This window comes from Pseudomonas quebecensis, from assembly GCF_026410085.1.
Taxonomy (GTDB): Bacteria; Pseudomonadota; Gammaproteobacteria; order Pseudomonadales; family Pseudomonadaceae; genus Aquipseudomonas; species Aquipseudomonas quebecensis.
On the sequence record NZ_CP112866.1, the window covers coordinates 410,787 to 426,886 of the forward strand.

Here is a 16,100-nt window from a genome sequence, read left to right on the forward strand (position 1 = left end):
ATCGGGGGCAAGCCCCCTCTCATATTGGTGACGCAGTGTTGGTTGCAGCGGCTTAGAACTTGTAGCCGATACCCACCATGTAGACCATTGGGTCCACGTCCACATTGACCTTGGCGCGAGTGCCGGCGGCCAATGCGTTGTTGTCCACGGTGGCCTTGGTGCTGATGTCGATGTAGCGCGCCTGGGCGTTGATCATCCACTTGTCGTTGATCATGTAGTCAGCGCCGATCTGCGCCGCCCAGCCCCAGGAGTTTTCCGCCTTGAAGTTGCTGAAGCCTGCGCCCTCGGCACGGCTGCCGACGTGTTCGTCATAGATCCAGGTGTAGTTGATACCGGCACCCACGTAGGGCTGGAAGGCGGACTTGTTATCCAGCGGGTAGTACACGACGCTCAAGGTCGGTGGCAGATGCTTGAGAGTACCGAGCTTGCCATTGGCGGCACCGAGCGCGGTGTTCTTGATCTTCACATCGTGCTCGAACGGCGTGGCCGCCAGCAGTTCGATCCCGACGTGGTCGGTGAGCATGTAAGCGAAGTTCAAGCCCAACTGGGTATCGCTGCTCATGGTCGCCTTGCCACCCAGGTTGGCGCCGGCCAGTGGGCCTTGATCAACCTTGACGCTGCCGCTGTCGGCCTTCGGGTTCACGGTGATTGCACCGGCGCGAACCAGAATGTCGCCCGCTTCGTGAGCATGGGCGGCAGGGGCGACGAGGGCGAGCGCGAAGAGGGACGCGCCGAGCAGAGACTTGTTCATGGGAGCTCCAAAGGACGTTTAAAAGTTGTAGGTCCAATGGTAAAGATCGTTCCGTTCGGTCTTTTGACTCAGCTCAATGAAAGGGCGATAAGCGTTATTCCTGCAGCTCGTACATATAAATCTTTTCGGCAACCATCTGGTAACCGGCGTCGGCCAGTTCGCTGGTGGAGGGCTTGACCTGCATCGCCCCCTCGATCCAGTACGGCTGGTACAGCTCGTCGAGCTTCACGCCGACTTCGCTTTTGACATGCACGATCTGGTTCGACGGCGGCGGCGGCACATGGATACACGCGCCGAAGTACGGCACCAGCAGGAACTCGGTGGTACGGCCTTCCTCGCTCACTTCCAGCGGCACGATATAACCGGGCAGGCGAATATGCTGGCCGTCGAGGCCCTTGACCACCGGGGCGTTGGGCAAATCCTGCTTGGCCGCCGGCGCCGCCTCGACGGACAAGGCATCGGCCATGTTCGACAGGTTGTGCAGCGGTTTCATATTGGGCACTTCCGGCGGCGCATCCGGCGGAATCATTTCCTGCCAGGACAGATCCCTGGGTTGCTCATCGGCCCAGGTCGGCACGGCCACCACCAGCAACAGGGCAAACAGGACACGGCGCATCGAAACCTTCCTCATAAACGTATGGACAGGCCGTCGGCCAGGGATTGTCGATAGGCGCGCCACGCGGGCACGCTGCCCATCAACAGCGCGGCGGCCAGGATACCGGCGAGCAGGGTCCATTCATATTCGCTCGGCCATGACATCGGCAGGTCCAGGCCATAGTTGGCCTGCAGGTAACCGCGCGAGGCGGCGATGCATACGTACAGCAGGCCGACGCCGGCGATCACCCCGGACAGTGCCAATGCAAACGCTTCGAAGATCAGCAGCGTCGCGATATGCCAGGGTCGCGCGCCCACCGAACGCAAAATCGCCATTTCGCGACGGCGTTCGTTGAGGCTGGTGAGGATCGCCGTGAGCATGCCGATCAAACCGGTCAGCACCACGAACAGCGAGATCACGAACAGCGCTTTTTCAGCGGTGCCCATCATGCTCCACAGCTCCTGCAACGCCACGCCCGGCAGAATCGCCAGCATCGGTTCGCCACGAAACTCATTGATCTGCCGCTGCAGCGCGAAGGTGGAAATCTTGTTGTTCAGGCCCAGCATGAAGGCCGTGATGGCTTGCGGCGTGAGGTCCATGTTGCGCGCCTGGTCCGCGCTGATCCGGCCTTTGCCTTGAGCGGGAACGCCGTTGTGCCAGTCGATGTGAATCGCTTCCATGCCACCAAGGCTGATATGCAGCGTACGGTCCACCGGCGTACCGGTGCGCTTGAGAATACCGACCACGGTGAAGGGTTTGTCATCGTGCTTGACCAGGCTGACCACCGCTACGCCATGGGCCAGCACCAGTTTGTCGCCGAGTTTGTAGTGCAGCGCATCCGCCACTTCCGCACCGAGCACCACTTCGAACGGGTCGCTGGCGAAGGCACGGCCGCTGGCCAGTTCGAGGTTTTGCTTGCGGCCGTACTGGTAGTGCTCGAAGTAGGATTGGTTGGTGCCCATCACGCGATAGCCGCGGTGGGAGTCCCCGAGTGAAATCGGGATGGCCCATTTCACCTGAGGGTTGGCGGCGAAGTGCTCGTAGCTGTCCCAACGAATGTTGTTGGTGGCGTTGCCGATGCGGAACACCGAGTACAGCAGCAGATTGACCGAACCGGAGCGCGCGCCGACGATCAGGTCGGTGCCGCTGATGGTGCTGGCGAAACTGTTGCGTGCCTCAACGCGTACGCGCTCCACCGCCAGCAACAGGCACACCGACAGGGCGATGGCGAAGGCGGTGAGGATCGCGGTAAAGCGGCGGTTAGCCAGGCTGGCCATGGCTAGACGAAACAGATACATCTCAAACCTCTGCGGGCGTGGCGGCGCGATTGAGCTCGGCCAGCGAAAGATGACGGTCGAACAGCGGCGCCAGGCTCTGGTCGTGGCTGACAAACAACAGGCTGGCCCCCGCGTCGCGGCACTCGGCGAACAGCAATTGGATGAAGGCTTCGCGGGCGTCGTAATCCAGGGCCGAGGTGGGTTCGTCGGCAATCACCAGTTCCGGTTGGCCGATCAACGCACGGGCGGCGGCCACCCGTTGCTGCTGGCCGATGGACAGCGAATCGGCACGACGCGCCAGCAGGTCTTTGTCCTTCAGGCCCAGGTGCGCAAGCAGAGTGGCGGCCGCCTGGTCGACGCTGCCGTGACGCTGGACCGCGCGTTGCGCACGCAGCCTGGAAAAGTGGCAGGGCAACTCGACGTTCTCGCGCACCGACAGAAACGGCAGCAGGTTGAACTGCTGGAAAATGTAGCCGGTGTGGTCGACACGGAACCGATCGCGCGCGCCCGCCGACAGCGCGGTAAGTTCCTGGCCGAGCAGGCGAATGCTGCCGCGACCGGGTTTCTGCACGCCGCCGAGCAACCCTAACAGGGTGGTCTTACCGCTGCCGCTGGGGCCTTTGAGAAACAGGGTTTCGCCGCGCTCCAGGCGGAAGGCGGGGATATCCAGCAGTTGAGGATGACCGGGCCAGTTAAAGCCCAGGTCGGACAGTTCGATCAATGGCTGGGTCATGGGCACTCAGAACTTCAGGGTGGCTGCGGTGGCCGTCGCGTCGACGCCTTGCTGGCCGCTCGGGCCGATCAGTTGTACCTGGATTTTCAGGGTGGCGGGGAAGGTCTTGAACACTTGGGTCAGGTCCAGATTGCCCAGGGCGGTCGGTGTGGCGCAGGTGAATTGATAGTGAGCGTGGATCTCGCTGTGGTCGTGATGGTGCTCATGGGCGGCTGCGCCTTTGCCGTCGGTGGCGTCATCATCGTCGTCATGATCGGCTTCGGGCTTGTCACCGAACAGCGGGCTGTTGAGTTCCTGGGAGCTGACCTTGCAACCGGCGGCCTTGGGCAGGTTGAACAGGGCGACAGGGTTTTCCAGTTGCTCGCGCGCGGCGGCGACCTTGGCTTTGTCGGCGGCGCTGCTGGCCACGTGCTCGAATCCCACCAGGTTCATCGCCGGGCTGTCCAGCTCAAGCTCCAGCGTCTGACCATCAAGCACGGCGTTAAGGCGAGCAACACCGTGTTCGTGGGCGCCGAGGCTGCCGTGTTCGTGATCATGGTCATCATGCGCCTGGGCGACAGCCAGTGGCAGCAGGGCAAACGGCAAGGCAAGCAACAGACGGCGCATGGAAAAGCTCCCGGAGATGAAAGTTTTGTTATGTAATCTTATAACAATGTGTCGAGAGTTTGCCCGCCCGCTTGGCGTTGTGCAAGCCACATGGGAGCATGCCGGTCGGAAAAACTGCGGGAGTAGGGGCGATGTTGCGAATTCGTGGAACCATCGGCGACCTGCCGGTGGATTTGACTGTAGAGATGGACGACGGCGATTGGGCACGCCTGGGCGCGCAATTTCAGGCCGCGCCAGTAGCCCCGGCGAGCGCTGGCCCGGCTGCGGCGGCGAAACCCGGTGATGATCTATGGCAGAGCGCCCAGGACCTGTTACGCAATGCCGGCCAACTCAGCGGCCTGGAATTGCTCGATCAACTGGAAGGCTTGGCCGGCGATGCGGCAGTGGGCAAACGCCTGCTGGTGCGCCTGCGCCACAGCGCCAAGGTCAAGGTGGTCAGCGGCGGGGATACGCCGCTGTACCGTTGGCTCGGCGATTAGTACAGCGCAGCGAACAACTTGCGGCGGTACACGGTGACCAGCGGGTGATCATTGCCCAGCAGTTCGAACACCTGCAGCAAGGTCTTGTGCGGCAGGCCTTCGTTGTAGCTGCGGTTGCGGACGAATAATTTGAGCAGACCGTCCAGTGCCGCATCGTACTGCTGGCGCGCCAGTTGCTGGATAGCCAGCTGATAGGCCGCTTCGTCGTCCTGCGGGTTTTGCGCCAGCCGGCTTTTCAAGTCGGCGGCGTCCGGCAGCTCGGCGGCCTGGCGCAGGAAGGTGATCTGTGCCTTGGCCCCGGCGAGAGCGGCTTTGTGGTCGTCGCTTTTCACGGCATCGAGCACGGCCTGGGCTTCACCCAACTCACCGCGTTCAGCCAGGCAGCGCGCGTACAGAATCAGTGCGGCGGCGTTAGTGTTGTCCTCGCCCAGCAGCGCGACCAATAGGGCTTCGGCGTCACTGATACGGCCTTCTGCGAATAACGCCTGGGCCTGCACCAATGGATCAGCCGCCTTCGGCGCAGGCATCTGCACATGCGGCTCAAGCATCGCCCGCACCGCCGACTCCGGCTGTGCCCCGGCGAACCCGTCCACCGGCTGACCGTCCTTGAACAGCACCACCGTCGGCAGGCTTTGAATGCCAAACCGCGCAACGATGTCCTGCTCGGCCTCGCAATCGACCTTGGCAAGCAGCAACTCACCCTGATAACTCTCGGCAATCTGCGCCAGCATCGGCATCAACGCCTTGCACGGCGCGCACCACTCGGCCCAGAAATCTACGAGTACAGGTTTGTGGAATGAGTTTTCGATTACCGCCTGGTCGAAGGTGGCAGTGGTGGCGTCGAAGATATATGGGGTGGGCTCACTCATGGGGCGTCTCGAAGAAAGCGGGAATGGGGGCAACTATAAGGGCTGGCGAAAGCTACCGGAAGCAGCAGGGCGCTCAGTTTTCAAGCGCATGCCAAAAAGGGTCCTGATACCAATTGAGAGGGAAGCCCATCGCTTTAAGGCTAACGTCGGGAAAATCGCAAATCAGTTGATGCAAGCGTTGATCCCAGTGGCTGTCGGGGCTCACTTGATGTGTCAGATGATTCAAAATGCAGAGTGCTGCAAAAATGCGGGTGTGCGGCCCGGGCTGAAAGAGATGTTTGGGCCATAAAAAATTGGCTTTCTTTGGCAGTTCGGGACGAATACCTAATTCTCGGTTCCACAGCCGTGAATGATGGGCGCAGATGTTTCGAATGGTGGTCAGGGTGTGCAGCCAAGACTGCATCAGGGGAGCCGCAATTCCCAGACGCCTGGCAATCGCCTTTTTGTCCGCGTCTTTCGCCAAGCCTTTATATAAATGGGATATATCGCCCAGTGTCAGTTCCTCCAACATCGCCCAACCTGGCATAAGAGGTGGGTGGGCGTAGGTGGTGGGGTAGTGGCGGGCGTAGCTTTCTTTAGCTCTTTGGCGTTTAAGGAGGCATTTTCTCCTGTCGTCCGCACGGGATCTATCGATGCGCTCGCATTCGCGCTGAAAATCACGCATGGCGGTGGATTGTTTGAAGGACAGCGTCGTAAGCAGCCGCTGATGATCGAACATCTGATGGAACATTCGTGGGTCCATATACCAATGACTGCCATGGGCGGGGCCCATATGGTTGCTGATGACTGCACGAGATGCGATTTCGACTCTCTCGATGGCATCCATGGTCAGTAAACGAAGCCGTCGATCAAAGTCGTAGAGACGCGTTAACTGACGAAACTGGCTGCCATCACGAAAGCGATGATCGATATCCTCCGGTTGTTGAAACGGTCGCATATAGGGGCTGAGCCTAAAGAAGCTGACCGATTGCAAAAAAGACTCTGCATGAACCTTATCCTGAACATTCAGCCCGCGGTGCTTGAGCAGCTCAAGCTGGGCGCGAACGTCAATGGCGGGTTTGCTGAATGTCCTCATGCTCAAAAAATACCGGGCAAAAAAAACCCGCACAATTTGTGCTTGGTTGCTAACGCAACCAGAGGCATGGCGGGTGTATTGCTGCAAAGGTTAGGTAGCCGCCCGATTTTTTGCAAGGGCGTTAAGCGCTCAGCAATGATTGAAATTGTTTGGAAAAACATGCAGATCGATGGCCCAGGCCGCTTGCGAAGAAGGGCATTTTCCATGCGCCTGCTTTTGCTGTCTTAACCAATCTATTGCTGAAAATCTGTAACGTGCGGGTTTAACGCTTCGAATGGTACAGGCTCACCTTGCGAAACTCCCACGGCTCGGCCAGGTCCGGCAGGGTCAGGGCATCCAGTATGTCCAGGCGTCGATAGGCGGGGTGTTGGAAGTCCCGCACGCGGGAGTCCGCCACCAGTGCTTCGCGTCCACGGCTGAGGAAGTGATCCAGCAGCGGCAGGTTAGCGCGGTCGTAGAGCACGTCGGCGACCAGGATCAGGTCGAAGCGGTCGGCTTCGGCGAAAAAGTCCGCCGAGTAACTCAGTTTCACACCGTTGAGTTCGGCGTTCGCCCGGCAGGACGCTAATGCCAGCGGGTCCAGGTCGCAGGCCACCACTTCCAGCGCACCCGCTTTAACCGCCGCAATACCGGCCACACCGGAGCCGGCGCCGAAATCCAGCACGCGCTTGCCTTTCACCCATTCCGGGTTTGCCGCCAGATACCGCGCCAGCGCCAGGCCGCTGGCCCAGCAGAAACTCCAGTAGGGCGGTTCATGCAGAATGCGCCGGGTTTCCTCCTGGCTGAAGGCGCGGTCCATGTTGTCCGCGTCCAGCAGCCATAACGACAGGTCGGTGCCCGGCAGCGCGCAGGGCACCAGGTGTGCGTCGCCGATCAGATCGCTCAGGGCGCGTTGCAGGTCCAGCGGTGGCGTCATGGTGCCTTGACGAGTTGCAGGGGGCCGGTGGTCTGTGTGATCGCCTGAGTAATGCGCACGGCGGGCAGGTGCAGGATCAACTGGCCGGACTGGCTGGCACGACCGCGCAGCTCAACCCGCGCGCCGGCCGGGAAAGCCTCGGGGTTGAACCGCAGGCGAAAGGCCAATGGCTTGCCGTTGCCGGTCAACACACTGCTGGCGAGCAGTTGCTGCGGGCGCGAGCGGTCGTCGATCACCAGCAGGGCCATTTCGACTTCGGCCCCGGCAGGCACATTGGTCAGGCTGCCGTTGATTTCACGCTGATAGGCCGGCAGTGGACCGAGGTCTTCGATTCCGGGGACTTTTTTCTCCTGCGCGGGCGCCGGCTGGGGCGCGCTCGGCTTGGGGGCTTCGCTGCTGCAGGCGACCAGGACACTGAACAAAGCGAGCAAAACAACGGGTCGTAACTGCATGTACGGCTCCAGAAGGGACAAAATCCGTGGCTTAAAAGAGAAGAAACATAATTGTCAGCCTATATACCGTAAAGGCTATGGCTTGTCTTGCCATGGGGATGCGCTACCATGGCCCTCCCATTTTTTGTTGCCTGCCACCATGCACTGTCCCTTCTGCGGTGCCAACGACACCAAGGTCATCGACTCGCGACTGGTCGCCGAGGGCGATCAAGTACGTCGCCGGCGCGAATGCCTGGCCTCCGGCTGCGGTGAACGTTTCACCACCTTCGAAACCGCCGAACTGGTGTTGCCACGGCTGATCAAGTCTGACGGCAGCCGCCAGCCCTTCGACGAAGAAAAACTGCGCGCCGGTATGCAGCGCGCCCTGGAAAAACGCCCGGTAAGCGTCGAGCGGCTGGAAGCAGCCCTGGCGCATATCAAGCACAAGTTGCGAGCGACCGGCGAGCGCGAGGTCAAGAGCCTGGTCGTGGGCGAGTTGGTGATGGGCGAGCTGCAAAAACTCGACGAAGTCGCCTATATCCGTTTCGCCTCGGTGTATCGACGCTTCCAGGATCTCAACGAGTTCCGCGAAGAGATCGACCGCCTGGCCCGTGAGCCGGCCAAACAATGAACCCACCTTCCGCTGAACAGGCCGTGCTCGACGCCCACTACATGGCCCGTGCCCTGGAGCTTGCGCGCAAGGGCGTGTACACCACCCATCCCAACCCTCGGGTCGGCTGCGTGATTGTGCGCGATGGGCAGATCGTCGGCGAAGGCTGGCATGAGCGCACCGGCGAGCCCCACGCCGAGCCCAATGCCCTGCGCGCCGCCGGCGATAAAGCGCGCGGCGCCACGGTGTACGTGACCCTCGAACCTTGCAGCCACCATGGCCGCACACCGCCATGCGCCGATGCGCTGGTGAGTGCTGGCGTGGCGCGGGTGGTGGCCGGGATGCAGGACCCCAATCCGGAAGTCGCCGGGCGCGGCATGCAGCGTCTGGCTCAAGCCGGGATCGAGGTGCGCAGCGGCGTGCTGGAAAGCCAGGCGCGAGCGCTGAACCCGGGCTTTCTAAAGCGTATGGAGCAAGGCCTGCCTTTTGTGCGCGTCAAGCTGGCGATGAGTCTGGACGGTCGCACCGCAATGGCCAGCGGCGAAAGCCAGTGGATCACCGGCCCCGCCGCGCGCGCCGCCGTGCAACGGTTGCGCGCCGAAGCCAGCGTGGTGTTGACCGGTGCCGACACCGTACTGGCCGACGGCGCGCGGCTGACCGTGCGTGCCGCCGAACTGGGCCTCGATGAAGCCACGACCGCCTTGGCCATGTCGCGCCCGCCGCTGCGCGTGCTGATCGACGGCCGCCTGCGGGTACCGCTGAACGCACCGTTCTTCAAGGCCGGGCCGGCACTGGTCATCACCTGTGTGACGCCGGAAAACCAGTTCCCGCGTGGCCCCGAATGCCTCGTAGTGCCGGGCGTCGACGGTCAGGTCGACCTGCGTTCGGCGCTGGTGGCCCTGGCCGCCCGTGGCGTCAACGAGATACTGGTGGAGGCCGGGCCAAGCCTGGCGGGCGCTTTTGCGCAGCAGGGCCTGGTGGACGAATACGTGATATTCGTCGCCGGTAAATTTCTCGGCTCCGCCGCCCGGCCGTTGCTGGACTGGCCGCTTGAGAAACTGGCGGACGCTCCCCAACTCAAGATCACTGATATGCGCGCTGTAGGCGACGACTGGCGAGTCACTGCCATCCCTCTGCCAGCAGCCAGCGTATAATTTCCGGCCTGCGCATCGCGCGGCCCCGTTTTCCAGGAGAAGGCCATGTTCACCGGCATTATCGAATCCATCGGCAGCATCCGCGCCATGACCCCCAAGGGCGGCGACGTTCGGCTGCTGGTTGAAACCGGCAAGCTCGACCTGGGCGACGTCAAGCTGGGCGACAGCATCGCCGTCAGCGGCGTGTGCCTGACCGTCATCGAGTTGCCGGGCAACGGCTTTGCCGCCGACGTCAGCCGGGAAACCCTGGACTGCACGGCGATGAGCGACCTCAAGGCCGGCAGCCCGGTTAACCTGGAAAAAGCCCTCACGCCGACCACCCGCCTGGGCGGCCACCTGGTCAGCGGCCACGTCGACGGCGTTGGCGAAGTAATATCGCGCAGCGAAAACGCGCGGGCGGTGGAATTCCGCATCCGCGCGCCAAAAGAATTGGCCAAGTACATCGCGCACAAAGGCTCGATCACCGTCGACGGCACCAGCCTGACCGTGAACGCCGTCAATGGCGCAGAATTCGCGTTGACCATCATCCCGCACACCCTGAGCGAAACCATCATGGCCGCGTACCAGCCGGGCCGCCGGGTGAATCTGGAAGTGGACTTGCTTGCCCGTTACCTGGAGCGCCTGTTGCTGGGCGAAAAGGCCGCAGAGCCGACTGCCGGGAATATCACTGAAAGTTTTCTGGCCGCTAACGGCTACCTGAAATCCTGACCAAGGGGGTGCCGCGTGGCGCTCAATAGCATCGAAGAACTGGTTGAAGACATCCGCCAAGGCAAGATGGTCATCCTGATGGATGACGAAGACCGCGAGAACGAAGGCGACATCATCATGGCTGCCGAGGCTTGCAAGGCCGAGCACATCAATTTCATGGCCAAGCACGCTCGCGGCCTGATCTGCATGCCTATGAGCCGCGAGCGCTGCGAACTGCTCAAGCTGCCGTTGATGGCGCCGCGCAACGGCTCGGGTTTCGGCACCAAGTTCACCGTATCCATTGAGGCCACCACCGGCGTCACCACCGGCATCTCCGCCGCCGACCGCGCACGCACGGTGCAGGCCGCCGCCGCCAAGGACGCCAAGGCTGAAGACATCGTCAGCCCCGGCCACATCTTCCCGTTGATGGCCCAGCCCGGCGGCACCCTGGCCCGCGCCGGTCACACCGAAGCCGCCTGCGACCTGGCGCGCATGGCCGGGTTCGAGCCCAGCGGTGTGATCTGCGAAGTGATGAACGACGACGGCACCATGGCCCGTCGTGTCGAACTCGAAGCATTTGCCGCCGAGCACAACCTCAAGATCGGCACCATCGCCGACCTGATTCACTATCGAATGATTCACGAACGTACCGTTCAGCGGATTGCCGAGCAGCCGCTGGACAGCGAACTGGGCCAATTCAACCTGGTGACCTACCGTGATTCGGTGGAAGGCGACGTGCATATGGCCCTGACCCTGGGCACCATTTGCGCTGAAGAGCCGACCCTGGTGCGCGTGCACAACATGGACCCGCTGCGCGACCTGTTGATGGTCAAGCAACCCGGCCGCTGGAGCCTGCGCGCCGCCATGGCCGCGGTTTCCGAGGCCGGCAGTGGCGTGGTGCTGTTGCTGGGCAACCCGGTGGATGGCGATGTCCTGCTCGCGCATATCCGCGAAACCGCCGAGCACACCCAGGTGAAAACGCCGACCACCTACAGCATCGTCGGTGCCGGTTCGCAGATCCTGCGTGACCTGGGTGTGCGCAAAATGCGCTTGATGAGCGCACCGATGAAATTTAATGCGATATCCGGTTTCGATCTGGAAGTTGTAGAATATGTGCCCTCCGAATAAAGGCCGGCGATTTCTGCCCCTTGTTCGCGGTTAAATCATCACTGAGGGACGCACATTTCGCGTCCCGGCTCTTTAAGAGATTTGTCGAATGACCCTGAAGACCATCGAAGGTACCTTCATCGCCCCCAAAGGCCGCTATGCCCTGGTGGTTGGCCGCTTCAACAGCTTCGTGGTTGAAAGCCTGGTAAGCGGTGCCGTGGACGCCCTGGTTCGCCACGGTGTGAGCGAGAGCGATATCACGATCATCCGCGCCCCTGGCGCCTTCGAGATTCCGCTGGTTGCGCAAAAAGTCGCCCAACAGGCCGAATACGCCGCCATCATCGCCCTGGGCGCGGTCATTCGGGGCGGCACGCCGCACTTCGAATACGTGGCCGGCGAATGCACCAAGGGCCTGGCCCAGGTGTCCATGGAGTTCGGCGTGCCGGTTGCGTTCGGCGTGCTGACCGTGGACTCCATCGAACAAGCCATCGAGCGCTCCGGCACCAAGGCCGGTAACAAAGGCGCCGAAGCGGCCCTGTCCGCCCTGGAAATGGTCAGCCTGCTGTCGCAGTTGGAGGCCAAGTGATTTCCGACGAGAGCGATCAGTTCAACCCTCAGGACCCACGCCCTGCGGATGCCGGCAAGCCGTCCAAGAGCGAGAAGCGTCGCAAGGCGCGTCAACTCGCGACCCAGGCGCTGTATCAGCGTCACCTGGCAGGCGCTGCGCTGAACGAAATCGAAGCGCAGTTTCGCGTCGATAACGACTTTACCTTCGCCGATCAGAGTTACTTCCACGACATCCTGCACGGCGTTCACGCCAACCTGACCGAGATCGACACGGCCCTCGCACCTTGCCTGGACCTGACGATCGAGGAACTGGACCCGGTTGAACTGTGCGTGATGCGCCTGTCCACCTGGGAACTGCTCAAGCGCGTCGATGTGCCGTACCGCGTGGTGATCAACGAAGGTATCGAGTTGGCGAAAGTCTATGGTTCGACCGACGGTCACAAGTTCGTCAACGGCGTGCTCGACAAATTGGCCCCGCGCCTGCGCGAAGCCGAAGTGAAGGAACACAAGCGCTGATCCGCGCTTGAGTTCTCGATGGGCGAGTTTGAGCTGATCCGCACCTACTTCGCCGCCGCGCCTTGTGCGCAGGGCGGTGAAGGCATAGCCCTGGGGATCGGCGACGACTGCGCCTTGCTGGCGCTGCCCCCTGGGGAGCAACTGGCGATCTCCACCGATACTCTGGTGGCCGGCGTGCATTTTGCCGACCCCTGCGATCCATTCCTGCTCGGCCAGCGCTCGCTGGCCGTGGCGGTGAGCGACCTGGCCGCCATGGGCGCCCACCCGCTCGCCTTTACCCTTGCACTCACCACTCCGACCGTCGATGCCGATTGGCTGCAACGCTATGCCCAGGGTTTGAACGCCATGGCGCAACACTGCGGTGTGGGCCTGGTAGGCGGCGACACCACGCGCGGGCCACTGAGCCTGACCCTCACGGTGTTTGGCCGTGTGCCGGCGGGGCAGGCCCTGACCCGCAGCGGCGCGCAGCCAGGAGACCTGTTATGTGTGGGCGGCGAACTGGGCAACGCCGCTGGCGCTTTGCCGCTGGTGCTGGGCCAACGCAGCGCCGATGCTGGCGTTGCCGAGCCGCTGCTGGCCCATTACTGGTCACCACAACCGCAACTGGCCCTGGGGTTGGCGCTGCGCGGTAAGGCCACGGCTGCGATGGATATCTCCGACGGGTTGTTGGCCGATTGTGGGCATATCGCCAAGGCTTCGGCTGTCAGCCTGCTGATTGAGCGCCAGGCGCTGCCTTTGTCCAAGGCGTTGCTGGCGTTCGTGGGGGACGAGCAGGCGCGGGTGGCCGCCCTGAGTGGGGGCGACGACTACGTGCTGGCCTTCACCCTGCCACCCGCCGAGCTGGCGCCGTTGCTGGCCGGTGGCTGGCCGATTCATGTGATCGGCCGGGTCGAGGCAGGGCAGGGCGTGACGCTGCTTGATGCCGGCGGCCAGGACATCACACCAGCCGTCCGCGGTTACCAGCATTTTCGCGAGACGCCCTGAAGCGGCGTCCTGCGCTACCCTCAATAGCGTAATCCCTGATGCATGGCTCTGTAGGAGGTCGTCCCGATGGATGTACGCCGCTGGCTGCTGACACTGCTGTGCACTGCTGCGACGTTGTTGCAGGCGCAGGACGCTCCGGTGGTGCCCTCCAAGGTCACGCTGGCCAGTGAGGCCTGGGACGGCTACACCAACGCCGATGGCAGCGGCCTGGCGTGGGATGTGATGCGCAAGGTATTCGAACCGGCGGGTTTGCAAGTACAGCCCCGCACCGAGCCCTACACCCGAGCGGTTGGCCTGGCCCAGCGCGGCGAGGTGGATGGCTGGGTCGGTTCTTACCGCGACGAGGTCACCGGCGTGCTGTACCCGCGCTGGCATTACGATTCGGACCCCATCTACGCCCTCGGCCTGGCGACCTCGCCCGCACCGAGCCTGGCCACGCTGGGGCGTTATCGCCTGGCCTGGGTGCATGGCTACAAATACGAGGCATACTTGCCGAATGTGCGACGTTTCAACCAGATACATCGGCGTGACGGCATCCTGCCGATGCTTCAGTACGGCCGGGCTGATTTCTACATTGATGCGCTCACCGAAGCCCGCGAAGTCCTGAGTCAGGCGCAGGACCCGGCCACCTTTCGGCTTACACACCTGACCCAGCTGCCGCTCTACGTGGGTTTTGCCGACAACGAGCGGGGGCGGGACCTGCGGGCAGTGTTTGATCGGCGTATGGATGCGCTGGTGAAGAGCGGCGAACTCAAGCCGATTTTTCAACACTGGAAACAGCCGTATCCGTTCTGACCTGCATAGAACCGAGTGGAAGGCCAATCGAACCGATTGATCTTTATCAGCGAACATTCAGCTTAAGCGTCTGTAGGAACCTGCTGTTACAATGCCGCCTCTGTAAAATCTGAAATCAGGAGCACCCGGTGCCCGTCGTTTTCGTCGCCGCTTCCAAGCTGCCTACCCCTTTTGCCACGTTCACCATGAGCGGCTTTCTTGAAGAAGCCACCGGGCGCGAGCACGTTGTGCTCAGCCTGGGCGACATCGCCGATGGCGAACCCGTGCTCGGCCGCCTGCACTCTGAGTGCCTGACCGGCGATGCGTTGTTCAGCCAGCGCTGCGACTGCGGCTCGCAGCTCGAAGCCGCGCTGCAGGCAATCGCCCGGGAAGGCCGTGGCGTACTGCTGTATCTGCGTCAGGAAGGCCGTGGCATTGGCCTGCTGAACAAAATCCGCGCCTACGAACTGCAGGATGGCGGCGCCGATACCGTGGAAGCCAACGAGCGCCTGGGTTTCGCGGCCGATCAGCGCGATTATGCGATCTGCCTGCCGATGCTTGAGCACCTGGGCGTGAAATCCCTGCGCCTGATGACCAACAACCCGCGCAAGGTCAAAGCCTTGGCCGACATGGGCATTACCGTGGCCGAGCGCGTGCCGCTGCACACCGGGCATAACCCGCACAACAAACTCTACCTGGCGACCAAGGCCAGCAAGCTCGACCACATGATGGGCAACGAACACCAGGGCGAGGTCGACCGCGCGTGACCCGGGGCCAGGTCAAGCGTCGGCTGTCCGTCAACTGGTGGCAGTATCTGGCCCTGGCACTGCTGCCCCTGTTTGTGGTCAACCTGGTGTTTGGCCAGGCTGAGTCCCTGCTGCCGGTGTTGGCCATGCCGTTCTTTATCGCCGGTGTGGCCTCGATGTTCCTCAGCCTGCGCTACTTCAATGGCTATAAACACGCGTTGATCGCCACCTCCAAAGCCCTCGACACCGCCGAAGAACCCGCCGCCTGGATCACCCTGGCGGCCCGTCGCCGCACGGCGTTGCTGGTGGCCGCGCTCCCCGCGTGGGTGGGTGCACTGGCAGTGTTTGTCGGCCTGGAGGCGGTGCCGTTGTTTCTGTTGGCGCTGTCGACGATGGTGCTGTTTTACCTCTACCGCATCCCGCGTCAGTTGGGATGATGCGCCGCTGGCTGGCGCTTCTGCTGCTGGCGCTGAGCGCCCAGGTCCTGGCGGCCGAGCGGGTGGTCAGCCTGGCGCCGTCGCTGTCGGAAATCGTAATGGAACTGGGCGCCGCCGACTTGCTGGTGGGCGTGCTCGACGGTGGCGAGCGCCCGGTGGCATTGGCGCAGGTACCTTCGGTCGGTCGCTATGGTCAGTTGGACATGGAGCGCCTGCTGAGCCTCAAACCGGACCTGATCCTGCTGTGGCCTGGCAGCGTCGGCCCGGCCCAGCGCGAGCAATTGCAGCGTTTGAATATCCCGGTGTATATCGCCGAGCCCCACAACCTTGAACAACTTACCGTCCAGGTCCAAGCCATCGCCGCGCGGCTGGGACGTGCCGACGCCGGGCAGCAACTGGCCGCGCAGTTGCGCCAGCGCCTGACCGAATTGCGCCGGCGCTATCGGCGTGCCGAACCCCTACGGGTGTTTTACCAGGTGTGGAATTCGCCGCTGTACACCGTGGGCGGCGGGCAGATCATCAGCGATGCGTTGACGGTCTGCGGTGCGCGCAATGTGTTCGACGACCTGAACCTGCCGGCGCCGCAAGTCAGCATCGAGTCGGTGTTGCAGCGCAATCCCGAGATGATTCTGGTCAGCGATCAAGCGCAGATGGACGCGTGGAAAGCCTGGCCAACCATGGCCGAGCGCGTGCGGCAGGTGCCCGATAAGGGCCTGGAACGGCCCAGCGGGCAGATGCTGGAGGCGCTGGGGCGATTGTGTCGGGTGATTGCGCCGGACCTGTGAC

At 62.6% G+C, this 16,100-nt stretch carries 22 protein-coding genes; 13 read left to right on the forward strand and 9 right to left on the reverse strand.

The window, feature by feature from the left end; all coding sequences use genetic code 11:
* Positions 1-52: 52 nt before the first annotated feature.
* The 5 genes from OSC50_RS01970 to OSC50_RS01990 all read right to left on the reverse strand — a co-directional run bounded on the left by OSC50_RS01970 (position 53) and on the right by OSC50_RS01990 (position 3,962).
* On the reverse strand, positions 53-751 hold the full coding sequence (locus OSC50_RS01970; RefSeq protein WP_181081322.1) for an OmpW/AlkL family protein: 699 nt from the start codon (positions 749-751) through the stop codon (positions 53-55).
* A 94-nt stretch (positions 752-845) separates the two neighbouring features.
* On the reverse strand, positions 846-1,367 hold the full coding sequence (locus OSC50_RS01975) for a DUF3299 domain-containing protein (RefSeq protein ID WP_266246978.1): 522 nt from the start codon (positions 1,365-1,367) through the stop codon (positions 846-848).
* A gap of 11 nt (positions 1,368-1,378) precedes the next feature.
* Positions 1,379-2,644: an ABC transporter permease gene (locus OSC50_RS01980; RefSeq protein ID WP_181081324.1), complete on the reverse strand. Its 1,266-nt coding sequence runs from the start codon at positions 2,642-2,644 to the stop codon at positions 1,379-1,381.
* Between the two features lies 1 nt (position 2,645).
* Positions 2,646-3,356 carry an ABC transporter ATP-binding protein gene (locus OSC50_RS01985; RefSeq protein WP_181081325.1) on the reverse strand — a complete coding sequence of 237 codons (711 nt, stop codon included), beginning with the start codon at positions 3,354-3,356 and terminating at the stop codon, positions 2,646-2,648.
* Positions 3,357-3,362: 6 nt separating this feature from the next.
* Entirely contained in the window at positions 3,363-3,962 is a 600-nt protein-coding gene (locus tag OSC50_RS01990) for a DUF2796 domain-containing protein (RefSeq protein ID WP_266246976.1), read from the reverse strand.
* Between the two features lie 131 nt (positions 3,963-4,093).
* Between OSC50_RS01990 and OSC50_RS01995 the strand changes: the two genes are divergently transcribed.
* Positions 4,094-4,441 (forward strand): hypothetical protein, encoded by a 348-nt coding sequence (locus OSC50_RS01995; protein ID WP_181081327.1) that lies wholly within the window; start codon positions 4,094-4,096, stop codon positions 4,439-4,441.
* Here OSC50_RS01995 and trxA read toward each other — a convergent pair.
* Positions 4,438-5,310, reverse strand: coding sequence for a thioredoxin (gene trxA, locus OSC50_RS02000; protein ID WP_266246975.1), 873 nt, complete (start codon positions 5,308-5,310; stop codon positions 4,438-4,440). The genes OSC50_RS01995 and trxA overlap by 4 nt on opposite strands.
* A 73-nt stretch (positions 5,311-5,383) precedes the next feature.
* On the reverse strand, positions 5,384-6,283 hold the full coding sequence (locus tag OSC50_RS02005; protein WP_350355774.1) for an Abi family protein: 900 nt from the start codon (positions 6,281-6,283) through the stop codon (positions 5,384-5,386).
* 12 nt (positions 6,284-6,295) lie between these two features.
* On the opposite strand from OSC50_RS02005, the gene OSC50_RS02010 reads away from it, so the two are divergent.
* On the forward strand, positions 6,296-6,613 hold the full coding sequence (locus OSC50_RS02010; protein ID WP_266247554.1) for a hypothetical protein: 318 nt from the start codon (positions 6,296-6,298) through the stop codon (positions 6,611-6,613).
* A gap of 34 nt (positions 6,614-6,647) precedes the next feature.
* On the opposite strand, the gene OSC50_RS02015 is transcribed toward OSC50_RS02010, so the two are convergent.
* The gene (locus OSC50_RS02015; RefSeq protein ID WP_181081329.1) at positions 6,648-7,301 is read right to left on the reverse strand and encodes a class I SAM-dependent methyltransferase; all 654 of its coding nucleotides are present in this window, start codon (positions 7,299-7,301) and stop codon (positions 6,648-6,650) included.
* The gene (locus OSC50_RS02020; protein ID WP_181081330.1) at positions 7,298-7,753 is read right to left on the reverse strand and encodes a YbaY family lipoprotein; all 456 of its coding nucleotides are present in this window, start codon (positions 7,751-7,753) and stop codon (positions 7,298-7,300) included. Before OSC50_RS02020 ends, OSC50_RS02015 begins: the two co-directional genes overlap by 4 nt.
* Before the next feature lie 139 nt (positions 7,754-7,892).
* Here OSC50_RS02020 and nrdR point away from each other — a divergent pair, with 139 nt between their 5' ends.
* The 11 genes from nrdR (at position 7,893) to OSC50_RS02075 (ending at position 16,099) form a co-directional block, all read left to right on the forward strand.
* A complete protein-coding gene (gene nrdR, locus OSC50_RS02025) occupies positions 7,893-8,363 on the forward strand; it encodes a transcriptional regulator NrdR (protein WP_034100969.1) in 471 nt (156 codons plus the stop codon).
* Positions 8,360-9,496 (forward strand): bifunctional diaminohydroxyphosphoribosylaminopyrimidine deaminase/5-amino-6-(5-phosphoribosylamino)uracil reductase RibD, encoded by a 1,137-nt coding sequence (gene ribD, locus OSC50_RS02030; protein ID WP_253509577.1) that lies wholly within the window; start codon positions 8,360-8,362, stop codon positions 9,494-9,496. The genes nrdR and ribD overlap by 4 nt, the downstream gene beginning before the upstream one ends.
* Positions 9,497-9,541: 45 nt before the next feature.
* Positions 9,542-10,204, forward strand: a complete 663-nt coding sequence (locus OSC50_RS02035) for a riboflavin synthase (RefSeq protein ID WP_253509576.1) — start codon at positions 9,542-9,544, stop codon at positions 10,202-10,204.
* Positions 10,205-10,219: 15 nt separating this feature from the next.
* The gene (ribBA, locus tag OSC50_RS02040; RefSeq protein WP_253509575.1) at positions 10,220-11,311 is read left to right on the forward strand and encodes a bifunctional 3,4-dihydroxy-2-butanone-4-phosphate synthase/GTP cyclohydrolase II; all 1,092 of its coding nucleotides are present in this window, start codon (positions 10,220-10,222) and stop codon (positions 11,309-11,311) included.
* Between the two features lie 88 nt (positions 11,312-11,399).
* Positions 11,400-11,876, forward strand: a complete 477-nt coding sequence (gene ribH, locus OSC50_RS02045; protein ID WP_034100965.1) for a 6,7-dimethyl-8-ribityllumazine synthase — start codon at positions 11,400-11,402, stop codon at positions 11,874-11,876.
* Positions 11,873-12,373: a transcription antitermination factor NusB gene (gene nusB, locus OSC50_RS02050; RefSeq protein ID WP_181081334.1), complete on the forward strand. Its 501-nt coding sequence runs from the start codon at positions 11,873-11,875 to the stop codon at positions 12,371-12,373. Before ribH ends, nusB begins: the two co-directional genes overlap by 4 nt.
* An 18-nt stretch (positions 12,374-12,391) precedes the next feature.
* Positions 12,392-13,357, forward strand: coding sequence for a thiamine-phosphate kinase (thiL, locus tag OSC50_RS02055; RefSeq protein ID WP_181081335.1), 966 nt, complete (start codon positions 12,392-12,394; stop codon positions 13,355-13,357).
* A 66-nt stretch (positions 13,358-13,423) separates the two neighbouring features.
* The gene (locus tag OSC50_RS02060; RefSeq protein ID WP_253509574.1) at positions 13,424-14,152 is read left to right on the forward strand and encodes a substrate-binding periplasmic protein; all 729 of its coding nucleotides are present in this window, start codon (positions 13,424-13,426) and stop codon (positions 14,150-14,152) included.
* A gap of 128 nt (positions 14,153-14,280) precedes the next feature.
* Positions 14,281-14,898, forward strand: a complete 618-nt coding sequence (gene ribA, locus OSC50_RS02065; RefSeq protein WP_181081337.1) for a GTP cyclohydrolase II — start codon at positions 14,281-14,283, stop codon at positions 14,896-14,898.
* On the forward strand, positions 14,895-15,314 hold the full coding sequence (locus OSC50_RS02070; RefSeq protein ID WP_253509573.1) for an MFS transporter: 420 nt from the start codon (positions 14,895-14,897) through the stop codon (positions 15,312-15,314). The genes ribA and OSC50_RS02070 overlap by 4 nt, the downstream gene beginning before the upstream one ends.
* The gene (locus OSC50_RS02075; RefSeq protein ID WP_253509572.1) at positions 15,311-16,099 is read left to right on the forward strand and encodes a cobalamin-binding protein; all 789 of its coding nucleotides are present in this window, start codon (positions 15,311-15,313) and stop codon (positions 16,097-16,099) included. The genes OSC50_RS02070 and OSC50_RS02075 overlap by 4 nt, the downstream gene beginning before the upstream one ends.
* Position 16,100 lies beyond the last annotated feature (1 nt).